Source organism: Enterobacter sp. BIDMC93, assembly GCF_001037805.1.
Classification (GTDB): domain Bacteria; phylum Pseudomonadota; class Gammaproteobacteria; order Enterobacterales; family Enterobacteriaceae; genus Enterobacter; species Enterobacter hormaechei_C.
The window spans coordinates 3,370,811-3,383,930 of record NZ_KQ089962.1 but is presented as its reverse complement, the minus strand read 5'-3'; the positions used below and the strand labels follow the sequence as shown (position 1 = coordinate 3,383,930).

Sequence of the window (13,120 nt, the reverse complement as noted above, 5' to 3'; positions counted from 1 at the left end):
AGTCCGTCAGGCATATGAAAAAAAAAGTTCCGTATACCTAATATTTAACAATTTTTGAACGAATTTTGTGCAGTAAAATTAACGAGAACCGCGTCAGACAAGCCTTGCCGCAGTTTTGACGCGTTGAACTTTTTTTGCATACCGTGGTCGAAAAAAATTCCAGGAAAACTCTTAAAATGACTCAATGGTACACATTTGAGTGAATTTTTAGCCCGGGATGTTGTCCTCTGCGATAGGAATCTCCACGAACCGGCCGCATGATGAAACCCATCGCATTACCTTCTTCAGCCGCTTCAGACAGACGCAAATGTTCCTCTTGCGACAGATCCTCAGGCAACCACCCAATCACGACGCTATAGTTCCCGGTACGTAATGCCCGGACCATCGACTCGACCGTATCGCAAGGGGAGAGTTGATTAATCTGCATCACCTTCGCTAACGGCAGGCCAGCCGACTGAACCCATTCACGACTTAATTTTTGCTGTGGCGTCAGCCAGAGCTGCCAGCGAGACTGTTGCCCGAGCTGCTGCAAAAGCGGCAGGAGTAAGAGTTGTGTTAACAGCGGCTGGTCTTCACGGTAAACCACTTCACTGATAAGCCCTGTCGATACACGCCCGATAGAATTCTGCGCAGCATTGCCTGCGGCAGAAGTGGAAGGTGTTAAGTGATTTGCATAGCCTGAAGTGTACATATTCATTCCAGCCCTGTAGTTACTGTATGGATATACAGTAACCCCTGTGTGCATAAAGATCAACCTCATTTTCGGAAAGCGACTCGCAAATTTCATCCATTCCTGGTGAACCTGAAAAAATCATCTTGCCCAACGGCAATAAGTTGCCTATTTTCCTGCTAACGGATCCGTTAGTAAGAAATATCGTGTTTACTGTATGATTTTTAATGGAATTATCATGAAAAAGATATCTTATGATCGGATTTATCAATCTCAGGAATACCTCTCTCCGCTGGGCGAAATTCATCATCGTGCCCTGTTTGGCGGTTATACCCTGGCCGTGGATGAAGCGGTGTTCGCGATGGTGTCTGACGGCGAGCTGTACCTTCGCGCCTGTGAGCAAAGTGCAAAATACTGTGTAAAAAACGCCTCCTCTTTTCTGACCCTGATGAAACGAGGACGGCCAGTGCTGCTTAATTACTACCGTGTGGATGAAGGTCTGTGGCAAAACAGGGAAAAGCTGCTTCAGCTCTCCTCGTTTGCGCTCGATGCCGCCAGGAAAGAGCGCTACCAGCGCCATCAGCGTAACCGGCTTAAGGATCTGCCGAACCTGACCTTTCAGATTGAGGTCCTGCTTATGGAGGCGGGCATTACCAATGAAGAGACGCTACGACAGTTGGGGGCGAAGACGAGCTGGCTGAAAATGCGCTCTAAGAATAAAGCGCTGAGTATCCGGGTATTGTTCGCGCTTGAAGGCGCCATCGAAGGGTTACATGAAGCGGCACTCCCGGCGGATATTCGCCGGGAGCTTATGGAGTGGTTTAATGCGCTGCCTGAGTCGCAGGGCCATCATTCCGCCAGGTAGCGATCTTCTGTCGCAGCCGACAAATTTCCGGCAGCAAAGCGATAAGCAGGCCAATTTGCTGTAGGACCAGCGGAGCTTTGTTGTCGGTGCCAGGATCAAGGTGTGCGATACGTTGCACCAGTTCATCCAGTGCCTGGTGAACCCGTGGCTCATCCGCAGGTTGATGATGAAGCGCATCATCAACGTAGCAAACGGCGTCGTCCAGCAGCGCCAGGATGCCCGGATTTGTCAGTTTCTCACGGTGGGCGCCAAGGGTAGAGATATAGCTGGTGAACGTGTGGTTCAGACACAGCAGGCGGAAGGCTGTCTCCCGGATTTCTGCCGTGGCGCGCGGCTCAGTCGACATATTCGAGACAACGGAAGCCAGCTCTGCGTCCGTGTTATGCGCATCGCGACGGGCAATCCGATAGGCCAGACGGTTATCGCGACCCTGATGGTATTGCTCAAGAATAGCATCCAGATAGCGGCAGTTAGCGTTCATCGCTCTGTCGGACACGCGCGGTAAGTTACGAAAACGCCAGTCCGGCCAGATAAAGCTCACCGCCGCCCAGGCAATGGCGCAGCCGATTAGCGTGTCGATCACGCGGGGGAGGGCCACTTCAAAGCCTTCACCCAGCAGATTGAAGCAGAGCAGCACCAGCAGCGTGATGAACATCGTGGCGTGGGCGTACTGCACATTGCGGAAGGCGAAAAACAGTACACCGGTAATCACGATCAGGATCAGTTGCCCTTCTACGGATGGCACAAAGTAGAGCACCGGCAGCCCGATGGCGACCCCGACTAATGTCCCGACAATACGCAGCGCGAGCCGATGGCGGGTAGCGTTATAGTTCGGCTGGCAGACAAACAGGCTGGTCAGCAGGATCCAGTAACCGTGGTGCAACCCTGTTATCTGGATAAACGCGTAGCCGACGCACAGAACCAGCGACATCCTTACCGCATGGCGAAAGAGGGCGGATTCCGGCGTAAAATGACGGCTCAGGCGCAGCCACATATCGCTGAAACCGTTGAGACTGTCGTCGGCAAGCTGGTTGTCGGCGTCATTGCCCGGCATTGCCATCGCCTGTTCAGACTCAATGGTGGCGAGCTGAGCATCGATGGCTCTCAGGTTGTTGAGCAAGAATCCCAGGGCTTTGAACTGTTCCGGCGATGTCCCACTGGCCTGAACGCGATCGAGGGCCGCATCCAGATGACTGAATGCGCGTTCAAAGCGAGGATCGTGCTGATAGGGCGTGCGCAGCAGTATTGAGCGCGCAAGTTGCTGGCAGGCCTGAGACTGCATCGACAGCAGGCGCTGGAAACGGAACATCACGTCGCTGTAGCGGAATTTCTCGCGCAGGTCAGCGTACTGCACATGCGAGGAGCTGGCGCGCTCGTGAATATCCTGGGCGACAAAGTAGTAGTGCAGTGTGCGCCGGGTACCGCGCTGACCGCGATCGCCGCGCAGACGGGTGAGCAGAGACGCTTTGGTCTGATTCAGCGTGGCGACCAGTTGGCCATTTGCCAGCGCCAGATCGTACAGGGGCGCCTGGCTGTCCTCTTCAATATCCGGATCAAACAGCCGGGATTTCAGCTCCAGATAGTGGGCCAGCTGTTCGTAACTGCGGGCAATGTTGTCCTGTAAGGCACGAACCGGAAAAATAAGATGCCCGGTTAAGGTCAGCAGGTTATACCAGATAGCGCCCAACAGCAGCAGGACCGGTTGTTGATACCACTGATCGTAAAGAGAGACGCCCAGCATGGTGTAAATGGCAATCAGCAGGGCGCCAAACGCGATAGTGGCGTAGCGTTGCCCGAGGCCGCCGAGCAAAATGAAGCCGCTGGTGGACACCGTCAGCCCTAAGGCAAACAGCCAGGGCCAGGGGAAAAGCAGCTCAACGGAGGTGGAAGCAATAAAGAAGCAGACCAGCGTAATGACCAGATTACGCAAACGACCGGCCAGGCGGTCGTCGAGATCCGCCAGCGCGCCGGCCACCACCCCAAGCGTGAGGGGGATGGTGAGCTTCACATCATTTAGCCACCACGGCAGAGCGACGGTGCCGCAGAGGGCGATAAAGATCCTGACGTTATACAGCCAGTTACTGTTCCACGTATAGCGACGAAGCAGGGGGCTTAGCATGAGTGCGGCCAGTCCTTATTACTGAAAACGGCGACGGGCGTTGGCTTCACGCGCGGCTTGCGCGACTTCGACCGGGACAACACGGCGTCCTACCGGCCACAGGGCGATGGTAGCAATTTTGAAATTAGCAATGCCAACCGGAATGCCTATAATCGTGATGCACTGGGCGATACCGGCGAAGATATGCATCAGACACAACCACCAGCCAAAGAAGATCAGCCATAAAATATTCAGCAGCGTGCCGCCGGTATTCATGAAGGCATTTTTTCTTTCCGGCTCCAGCTCATCCACGTGTACGGCTTCATTTCCATAAGGAACGAGGGACAGTTTGGTGATTTCCCAGCAGGAGCGCGTCAGCGGAAGGGTGAAGATGAGCACGATGCTCACCAGAGTGGCAAAAAGCCAGGAAAGGGTGGTGGCAAAACCGCCAAGGACAAAATTCAACACATTCAGAACGGTACGCATAAACCCTCATTTCCTTCGATATGATTAACGCCCGGTGATTGTAACGTTTTTTTGGGCTGGAGCACCTTAAAACTGGCAGTTAAACTGTCTGACAAATTATGACCTCGTGGATCCGGCAGGATATGGAACTGAAAGCAACTTCAATGGGCAAACGCCTGGCGCAGCACCCTTACGACAAGATTGTCCTGCTCAATGCAGGAGTGAAAGTCTCCGGTGAACGCCACGAATACCTTATTCCGTTTAATCAGCTACTGGCCATTCATTGTAAACGAGGGCTGGTATGGGGGGAGCTGGAGTTCGTCCTGCCGGCAGACAAAGTGGTGCGACTCCACGGGACCGAGTGGGCGGAAACCCAACGCTTCCACCATCATCTGAACACGCGCTGGCAGCAGTGGAGCCAGGAGATGAGCGTGATTGCCGCACAGGTTCTGCAACAGGTGCTGGACGATATCGCGCTAAGCAATACGCAGCAGAAGTGGCTGACGCGCCAGCAAACCGCCGGGCTTCAGCAAAAAATCGCCCAGGCGCTGACGGCATTGCCTTTACCGGTGGCGCGGCTTGAGGAATTTGATAACTGCCGCGACGCGTGGCGAAAGTGCCAGGCCTGGCTGAGCGATATCGAGAAAAGCCGTCTGGCGCATAACCAGGCCTGGACTGAGGCGATGCTTACGCAATATGCCGACTTCTTCAGCACGGTGGAGTCATCGCCCCTCAATCCTGCCCAGGCGCGCGCCGTGGTGAATGGCGAGCAGTCTTTATTGGTGCTGGCAGGTGCCGGGAGCGGCAAAACGTCGGTGCTGGTGGCGCGCGCGGGTTGGCTTCTGACAACGGGCGAGGCGGTTGCAGACCAGATTTTGCTGCTGGCCTTTGGTCGCAAGGCTGCGCAGGAGATGGATGAGCGCATTCAGGCGCGTTTGCATACCCAGGATATCTCGGCGCGCACGTTCCACTCCCTCGCTTTACACATCATTCAACAGGGCAGCAAAAAAGTTCCTGTTGTCAGCAAACTGGAAAATGACGCTCAGGCTCGCCAGGCGCTGTTTATCAAGGCATGGCGTCAGCAGTGCAGTGAAAAAAAGGCGCAGGCGAAAGGCTGGCGTCAGTGGCTTGAAGAGGAACTCAACTGGGAGGTGCCGGAGGGCAGCTTCTGGCAGGATGAAAAGCTGGCGCGCCGGCTGGGCTCTCGTCTCGACCGGTGGGTAAGCCTGATGCGCATGCACGGCGGCTCTCAGGCGGAGATGATAGAAAGCGCACCGGAGTCGATCCGCGCTGTGTTTTCTAAACGGGTTAAGCTGATGGCGCCGATGCTGAAAGCGTGGAAAACCGCGCTGAAAGACGAAAACGCGGTCGATTTTTCGGGGCTGATCCATCAGGCCATCATCATTCTGGAGAAAGGGCGCTTCGTCAGCCCGTGGAAACACATTCTGGTGGATGAGTTTCAGGATATCTCGCCGCAGCGCGCTGCGCTGCTTTCGGCGCTGCGGGCGCAGAATAAACACACGTCGCTGTTTGCCGTGGGCGATGACTGGCAGGCTATCTACCGTTTCAGCGGGGCGCAACTATCCCTCACGACGGCCTTCCACCACTATTTTGGGGAAGGCGATCGCAGCGATCTGGACACCACCTACCGCTTCAACGCGCGGATTGGCGAAATAGCCAACCGTTTTATTCAGCAGAACCCGCACCAGCTGTCGAAACCGCTTAACAGCCTGACGTCGGGTGATAAAAAGGCCGTCACGCTGCTGGCGGACGATCAGCTGGAACCGCTGCTGGATAAACTGAGCGGCTATGCGAAACCGGATGAGCGCATTCTGGTCCTGGCGCGTTATCATCACCTCAAGCCGACGGCGCTGGAAAAAGCGGCGACGCGCTGGCCAAAACTTCAGCTCGATTTTATGACCATTCACGCCAGTAAAGGGCAGCAGGCCGACTACGTGATTGTGGTGGGGCTAAAAGAGGGGAGCGACGGTTTCCCTGCACCGGCGCGGGAATCCGTGATGGAAGAGGCGTTATTACCTGTTCCGGAAGATTTCCCGGATGCAGAGGAGCGGCGTTTACTGTACGTGGCGATAACCCGCGCGCGCCATCGCGTGTGGCTCTTGTTCAACAAAGAGGAGCCGTCGGTGTTTGTCGATATTTTGAAAAGTATTGACGTGCCGGTGGCGAGAAAGCCGTAACGCGCCGGGCAAATTCTGTAGGCCCGGTAAGCGCAGCGCCACCGGGCAAAAAACTACTTCAGTCTCTCCGCAAGATAACGCTGATAATCCGGGATCAAAATCTCCACCGGATCGTTAAACTGCGGCGATTCAATGATGAAATCTGCCGTTGAAAGATTGGTGGCTACCGGAATGTTCCACACCGTCGCCAGACGCAGCAGCGCTTTAACGTCCGGATCATGCGGAACCGCGTTCAGCGGATCCCAGAAGAAAATCAGAACGTCAATTTTACCTTCTGAAATCTGAGCACCTACCTGCTGGTCACCCCCCATCGGGCCGCTCAGCATGGCATTCACTTCCAGACCGGTTTCGCGGTGGATCAGGTTGCCGGTTGTTCCCGTGGCAGAAAGGGCATGATGCTGTAAAAGAGGCTGATGGCGACGAACCCAGTTAAGCAGCATTTGTTTACAGTGATCGTGCGCAACCAGAGCAATGTGCTTGCGCGCCGGAAGTGTGCGTGTTGTCAGTTCCATAATCTTATCCGTGAGGTTACCTCGTTACACGATGACGGGAACTGGCTGATGCTGCAAGAGAAAGGACGAAAAAATGTGGCTTACGACGAAGGTTGTTGCTTCGCCCATTGCAGAAAACGGGCGCGCGTGTCCGGATCGGCATTCTGGAACCAGAACTTGAGGCGTTGCTCAGTAAGGGTCTGCGACTGAGGGGGGAGTACATCCAGCTCCGATACGCCCGAAAGCAGGGTACTGTCATCCGCCATCATGGTGGCGAACTGGGGCAGCGAGGCGCGCCTGCTGGCCCTGTTGTAGGTCTCGGTGTCCGCTTCATAGTCTGTTCCCTTTGGCCTTTTTGTCAGCGCCAGAATATCCAGTTTTACCGGGATGGGCATGGAGTCCCCGTCCACCAGTTCAATGCGCGGCGAGGCATCAAATGCCAGTGACTCCTTTTCTGTCTCAAGGCGCGGGAGACGAAAATTGACCTGGCTGATACGCTGGGTATTAAAGCTGACCACCAGCGGAGGCGAAATGTACACCTGCTGTTCGTTGTCGGCGAGGCGAATGGTCTTTTCCACCCGAAAAACCACCTGGTGCGGGCCGTTATCCAGCTCGATACTGTCTGCACCCCGCAGCAGGGAGCTGGAGACTTTTTTCCCGTCCAGCACCAGCAGGTCAATGTCGGTTGAGAGTCTGAGGGTGGTTGCGAAAACACAAACCGGCATGATTAACGCAACCATAGCCCAGGCAATGCCGGTTTTCATAGCAGACTCCTGTAGACAAACTACCCGGTAAGAATGTATCAAAAGTTTTCGACAAACACGTTTACTAACATATAGACATATTCTGCCGTTTTGCCCTCATACTTCTGTATGGGATACGTGGTTGAGATGTCCGCTTTGACGTACACTTTGAAAAAAGCCAGGAGGAAAAGCATGAAAGAGAACGACATTGTCGAAATTCTGACGTCCACGCGCACTATTGCGCTGGTCGGCGCGAGCGATAAACCGGATCGCCCAAGCTATCGGGTCATGAAATACCTTCTGGATCAGGGTTATCACGTGATCCCGGTCTCGCCGAAGGTGGCGGGGAAAACGCTGCTGGGCCAGCAGGGCTATGCGACGCTCGCGGACGTGCCGGAAAAGGTGGATATGGTGGACGTTTTTCGCAATTCAGAGGCGGCCTGGGGCGTGGCGCAGGAGGCGATTGCCATCGGCGCGAAAACGCTGTGGATGCAGCTGGGCGTGATTAATGAGCAGGCGGCCGTGCTGGCGCGCGATGCCGGGCTGAAGGTGGTGATGGATCGCTGTCCGGCAATCGATATTCCCCGTCTGGGGCTGGCAAAATAAAAAAAGCCCGTTTGACGGGCTTTTTTACACCTTTAGTTGCGCAGTCTTGGTGCCTGTAACTGTTTGCGGATGGTCTGAGCAAGCTCGTCCATAGTGGGTTGTTCCGGATGCTCATCCTGTAGTTCACCACTCAGCTGCGCTTCGGCAAGATAGGTATGGACAGGCTGACCATCGTCGCCCTCCATAACCACATGATACCAGGGCGCGGCGCGAAGCGCTGCGTCAACGGCCAGATCGTCTGCTGACGGTTCATCAAGGGAATACTCCGGGTCGATATCCACGACCACACCCAAATATCCAAGCAAGGTGTGGCGGACCTGCTGGCCGATACCGAATTTGCTGGCAATCATAGTCACCTCCCGGGAAACATTACATACACACTATGTGCGGGCAATATTTCTCTTTTCAAGTTACATGACGCGACAGGCAAACCCTTTCAGATACAGCCCTTCCGGGTAGGTAGCGATCACCGGGTGATCGGCGGCCTGACGGAACTGCTCTATAAATTGTACATCACGACCCGCATCTATTGCGGCATCGGCGATGATTTTTTGGAATAAATCTGTCGTCATCAGGCCAGAGCAGGAGAACGTCAGCAGCACGCCGCCCGGGTTCAGCAGCTGGATCGCCAGCATGTTGATGTCTTTATAGCCACGGCAGGCGCCCATCAGCTGGCTTTTGTTTTCAACAAACTTCGGCGGGTCCATCACGATGACGTCAAATTTCTCGCCCTGGTCGCGGTATTTACGCAGCAGTTTGAATACGTCGTCGCGCACAAACTCCGCTTTGCTCAGATCCAGCTTATTCAGCTCAACGTTCTGCTTCGCCACGTCCAGCGCTTCCTGTGAGGTGTCGACGCTCACCACCTGAGCACAGCCGCCCATCAGGGCAGAGACCGCAAAGCCGCCGGTATAAGAGAAGCAGTTCAGCACGCGTTTATCGGCAACGTACTGGCGCGTTGCCAGACGGCTGTCACGCTGGTCGAGGTAATAACCGGTCTTATGGCCGCCCTGGATATCCACCAGCAGCTTCATGCCATGTTCTTCGATAGGCAGCAGGGCAGGCGGCAGTTCGCCGGTGACCGGGCCTTGCGTCAGCTCCATGCCCTCTTTTTTACGTACCGCCACGTCGCTGCGGTCGTAAATGGCACATTCCGGGAACAGGGTTTGCAGGGCGCTAATCAGCGCGGCACGCTGGTATTCCGCCCCGGCGCTCAGCAGCTGCAACACCAGGAAATTGCCGAAGCGGTCAATGGTCACGCCCGGCAGCCCGTCGGACTCTCCGGCAATCAGACGATAGCTGTCCAGCCCGTCACGCTTTGCCAGCCACTCGCGCCACTGCTGCGCCTGTTGCAAACGACGGACAAAGAAGTCGATATCGATGGTTTCTTCTTTATCGAACGTCCAGACGCGCGCGCGGATCTGAGATGCTGGCGAGTATGCGCCGCGTGCTAACCATTTCCCCTGATGGTCAACAATATCGATGGTTTCACCGAGGCTGGCTTTACCTTCCATGCGGGCAACCGCGCCGGAAAAGACCCAGGGATGACGGCGCAGTAATGACTTCTCGCGCCCTTTGGCTAACACTAAACGTACACTCATAATTTGCTATTCTGTCGATTCCAATGAAATGGCCGCCATTTTCCCGACTTCAGTGAGGAAATGCAACGCGCCAGTCGGATAAGGAGAAGGATGATGTCAAATGTTTGCACCATTGCCTGGGTTCATGGCCTTGTACAGGGCGTCGGATTCCGCTACAGCACCCAGCGCGAAGCCCTTCAGCTCGGGCTGACAGGGTATGCGCGTAACATGGATGATGGCAGCGTGGAGGTTGTGGCCTGCGGTGAGGCGGATCGGGTTGAGAAGCTGGTGGCGTGGCTGAAAGCGGGCGGACCGCGCAGCGCGCGGGTTGATAAGGTGCTAACGGAACCGCATCAACCCGACCGGGAATACGCTAACTTCAGTATTCGCTATTAAATGCATTTTACCGGCTTTGGCAGGCCGGCGATTTTTGTCGCCTGTTTAGCCGGGCCTTTCGGAAACAGGCGATACAGATAACGGCTGTTGCCTTTCTCTTCGCCAAATTTATTCGCCATGGCTTTGACCAGCATGCGGATAGCCGGCGAGGTGTTGAATTCAAGGTAAAATTCTCGCACGAAGCGCACCACTTCCCAGTGTTCCGGGGAGAGGGTAATTCCTTCGTTTTCCGCAATTTTCTCCGCCAGCGCTTCGCTCCACTGGCTGCTCTCTTTCAGATAACCGTCGTTATCGGTTTCGATCTCTTTGCCTTCAAAACTCAACATATTCATTCACACGTTAGTCAAAAACCGCCTAAGTCTACCAAAAAAACAAAGCCCCGCATAAGCGGGGCCCTGTTCACAGCACGGTGAGTTAATCGCGGCTGGCGAAGCCCAGGATGCTCAGCAGGCTGACAAAAATGTTGTACAGCGACACATACAGGCTCACGGTGGCGCGGATATAGTTCGTCTCACCGCCGTGAATGATGTTGCTGGTTTCATACAGGATTGCGCCGGATGAAATCAGGATAAACACCGCGCTGATTGCCAGATGCAGCGCAGGCAATTGCAGGAAGATGTTCGCCAGCATACCGACCAGCACAATCACGATACCTGCCATCAGCATACCGCCAAGGAAGGACATGTCCTTACGGGTGGTCAGCACGTAGGCCGAGCAGCAGAAGAACACCAGCGCGGTACCGCCCAGCGCCATACCAATCACGTCGCCCATTCCGGCAGACAGATAGGCATTCAGGATTGGCCCCAGAATGTAGCCCAGGAAGCCGGTAAAGGCGAACGCGGAGAGAATACCCACCGGTTTATCCGCGGTTTTGTAGGTCAGGAACATCAGACCGTACATACCTACCAGCGTGAGGATCAGGCCCGGAGAAGGCAGCATCAGTACGGTGCTGGCCGTCGCGGTAATCGCCGAAAACGCCAGCGTCAGGCTGAGCATGAAATAGGTATTGCGCAGCACCTTATGGGTGCTGAGTAGCGATGTGCGGTCGCGTGAAGAAGTAATTATACGATCCATGAGTCACTCTCTTATGACAGATGTAATTAGCGCAAAGAATAGGAAACGGCGCGGCAGACGCAAAGTGGTTTTACCCATCTTTACTCAGCCCCTTAGGGATTATACTGGTTTTTTATTCTGGCAAAGCCTTTATACTCAGAATGAAGTGCGGTTTGTAGGGCGTATTCAGATCAACCTCTTATAGGTCACTGAAAAATATTGCGTTATTTCCCTAAGGCCGCTAAGAGTTATTTCCGGATCGTCATAAAAACAGACAATAAGGCGAAGGAAATGAAACCACAAACACGCACGCACTTTACACTCTCTTTGTTAACCGCAGGGATCCTGTGCGCCAGCACGGCAACCTGGGCGGCTAACGTGCCGGCAGGAACCCAGCTGGCAGATAAGCAGGAACTGGTCAGGAACAACGGCAGTGAACCCGCCTCGCTCGACCCGCATAAAGTCGAAAGCGATGTCGAATTCAATATTATCAGCGATTTATTCGACGGGCTGGTCAGCGTCTCTCCGGCAGGTGAAATCCAGCCGCGCCTGGCGGAGAAATGGGAAAATAAAGACAACACCGTCTGGACGTTCCATCTGCGTCCGGGCATTACCTGGAGCGATGGAACCCCCATCACCGCGGAAGATATTGTCTGGAGCTGGCAGCGGCTGGTCGACCCGAAAACCGCCTCTCCGTATGCCAGCTATCCCGGTAGTATGCGTATCGTCAACGGCACTGATATCGCAGAAGGCAAAAAAGCGCCCGAGTCGCTGGCGGTGAAAGCCATCAATGACACCACGCTGGAAGTTACGCTCACGCAACCTAACGCCGCTTTCCTGGCGATGCTGGCTCACCCGTCTCTGGTGCCAATTGATAAAGTCCTGGTAGGCCGTTTCGGTGATAAGTGGACCAAACCGGAGCACTTCGTCAGCAGCGGGGCCTATAAACTGTCACAGTGGGTGGTTAACGAACGCATTGTGGCGGTGCGTAACCCGAAATATTGGGATAACGAACATACCGTCATCAACAAGGTGACCTATCTGCCCATTTCCTCTGAAGCTGCTGACGTCAACCGCTACAAAGCGGGCGAAATCGACATTGTTTACACGGTGCCGATCAACCAGTTTGCTCAGCTGAAGAAAACGCTGGGGAGCGAGCTGGACGTTTCACCGCAGCTTGCCACCTATTATTATCAGTTCAACACCACCCGGCCGCCGTTCAACGACGCCCGCGTGCGCAAGGCGCTGAACCTGGCGCTGGATAAAGACATCATCGCCGGGAAAGTATTAGGGCAGGGCCAGCGCCCGGCATGGCTGATCAGCCAGCCGGATATTGGCGGCGTCAAGCTCCAGAACCCGGATTACGCCAGCTGGCCGATGGATAAACGCATTGCCGAGGCGAAAAAGCTGCTGGCCGAAGCCGGATTTAACGACAGCCATCCGCTCAGCTTTAATCTCCTCTATAACACCTCGGAATCGCACCAGCGTATTGCCATTGCCGCCAGCTCAATGTGGAAGAAGAACCTCGGCGTGGAGGCGAAGCTGCAAAATCAGGAGTGGAAAACCATGCTTGATACCATGCACACCCATAACTTTGACGCGGTACGCTACGCCTGGATTGCCGATTACGACGATGCGGCAACCTTCCTGAACAACTTCCGTACCGGGGACAGCCAAAACACCACTCAGTACAGCAATCCGGACTACGATCGGGCACTGGTGAACGCGGCGAAATCGAAAACGGCGGAGGAGCGCGGTAAATTCTACCAGCAGGCAGAAGATCTGCTGGGACGGGATGTACCGGCGATCCCGGTCTATCATTACGTGCGCACGCACCTGGTGAAACCGTGGGTAGGGGGCTTCACGCCAGACAAGCTCGGGTACTACTACACTAAAGATATGTACATCAAAAAGCACTAACGATCCGCAGTGGATATTATGCTGCCAAAACGGCC

The 13,120-nt window shown here is 54.9% G+C and carries 14 protein-coding genes; 5 read left to right on the top strand and 9 right to left on the bottom strand.

The window, feature by feature from the left end; genetic code table 11:
• Positions 1-181 precede the first annotated feature (181 nt).
• Entirely contained in the window at positions 182-691 is a 510-nt protein-coding gene (sulA, locus tag SK58_RS15905; protein ID WP_032104231.1) for an SOS-induced cell division inhibitor SulA, read from the bottom strand.
• A 217-nt stretch (positions 692-908) separates the two neighbouring features.
• Here sulA and SK58_RS15900 point away from each other — a divergent pair, with 217 nt between their 5' ends.
• Positions 909-1,535: a TfoX/Sxy family DNA transformation protein gene (locus SK58_RS15900; RefSeq protein WP_017384804.1), complete on the top strand. Its 627-nt coding sequence runs from the start codon at positions 909-911 to the stop codon at positions 1,533-1,535.
• On the opposite strand, the gene yccS is transcribed toward SK58_RS15900, so the two are convergent.
• Both yccS and SK58_RS15890 read right to left on the bottom strand, forming a co-directional pair.
• Positions 1,492-3,654, bottom strand: coding sequence for a YccS family putative transporter (gene yccS, locus SK58_RS15895; protein WP_048220194.1), 2,163 nt, complete (start codon positions 3,652-3,654; stop codon positions 1,492-1,494). The genes SK58_RS15900 and yccS overlap by 44 nt on opposite strands.
• Positions 3,655-3,672: 18 nt before the next feature.
• Positions 3,673-4,119, bottom strand: coding sequence for a YccF domain-containing protein (locus SK58_RS15890; protein WP_015570894.1), 447 nt, complete (start codon positions 4,117-4,119; stop codon positions 3,673-3,675).
• A 122-nt stretch (positions 4,120-4,241) separates the two neighbouring features.
• On the opposite strand from SK58_RS15890, the gene helD reads away from it, so the two are divergent.
• Positions 4,242-6,296 carry a DNA helicase IV gene (helD, locus tag SK58_RS15885; RefSeq protein WP_032653161.1) on the top strand — a complete coding sequence of 685 codons (2,055 nt, stop codon included), beginning with the start codon at positions 4,242-4,244 and terminating at the stop codon, positions 6,294-6,296.
• Between the two features lie 53 nt (positions 6,297-6,349).
• Here helD and mgsA read toward each other — a convergent pair whose 3' ends face one another.
• Both mgsA and SK58_RS15875 read right to left on the bottom strand, forming a co-directional pair.
• Positions 6,350-6,808 carry a methylglyoxal synthase gene (gene mgsA, locus SK58_RS15880; protein WP_003858146.1) on the bottom strand — a complete coding sequence of 153 codons (459 nt, stop codon included), beginning with the start codon at positions 6,806-6,808 and terminating at the stop codon, positions 6,350-6,352.
• A gap of 80 nt (positions 6,809-6,888) precedes the next feature.
• On the bottom strand, positions 6,889-7,551 hold the full coding sequence (locus SK58_RS15875; RefSeq protein WP_015570892.1) for a curli synthesis inhibitor: 663 nt from the start codon (positions 7,549-7,551) through the stop codon (positions 6,889-6,891).
• A gap of 171 nt (positions 7,552-7,722) precedes the next feature.
• Between SK58_RS15875 and SK58_RS15870 the strand changes: the two genes are divergently transcribed.
• A complete protein-coding gene (locus SK58_RS15870) occupies positions 7,723-8,136 on the top strand; it encodes a CoA-binding protein (RefSeq protein ID WP_006809337.1) in 414 nt (137 codons plus the stop codon).
• Between the two features lie 32 nt (positions 8,137-8,168).
• Here the strand turns inward: SK58_RS15870 and hspQ are convergent, their stop codons facing one another.
• Entirely contained in the window at positions 8,169-8,486 is a 318-nt protein-coding gene (hspQ, locus tag SK58_RS15865; protein WP_017693678.1) for a heat shock protein HspQ, read from the bottom strand.
• A gap of 60 nt (positions 8,487-8,546) precedes the next feature.
• Positions 8,547-9,737, bottom strand: coding sequence for a 23S rRNA (cytosine(1962)-C(5))-methyltransferase RlmI (rlmI, locus tag SK58_RS15860; RefSeq protein WP_015570890.1), 1,191 nt, complete (start codon positions 9,735-9,737; stop codon positions 8,547-8,549).
• Positions 9,738-9,830: 93 nt separating this feature from the next.
• Between rlmI and yccX the strand changes: the two genes are divergently transcribed.
• Positions 9,831-10,112 (top strand): acylphosphatase, encoded by a 282-nt coding sequence (gene yccX, locus SK58_RS15855; protein ID WP_023296278.1) that lies wholly within the window; start codon positions 9,831-9,833, stop codon positions 10,110-10,112.
• On the opposite strand, the gene tusE is transcribed toward yccX, so the two are convergent.
• Together tusE and yccA are read right to left on the bottom strand one after the other, a co-directional pair.
• On the bottom strand, positions 10,109-10,438 hold the full coding sequence (gene tusE, locus SK58_RS15850; protein WP_003858129.1) for a sulfurtransferase TusE: 330 nt from the start codon (positions 10,436-10,438) through the stop codon (positions 10,109-10,111). The two genes, yccX and tusE, sit on opposite strands and share 4 nt — an antisense overlap.
• Before the next feature lie 88 nt (positions 10,439-10,526).
• Positions 10,527-11,186, bottom strand: a complete 660-nt coding sequence (gene yccA / locus SK58_RS15845; RefSeq protein WP_003858127.1) for an FtsH protease modulator YccA — start codon at positions 11,184-11,186, stop codon at positions 10,527-10,529.
• A 270-nt stretch (positions 11,187-11,456) separates the two neighbouring features.
• On the opposite strand from yccA, the gene SK58_RS15840 reads away from it, so the two are divergent.
• Complete coding sequence (locus SK58_RS15840) at positions 11,457-13,085, top strand: ABC transporter substrate-binding protein (protein ID WP_047735081.1); 1,629 nt, start codon at positions 11,457-11,459, stop codon at positions 13,083-13,085.
• Positions 13,086-13,120 lie beyond the last annotated feature (35 nt).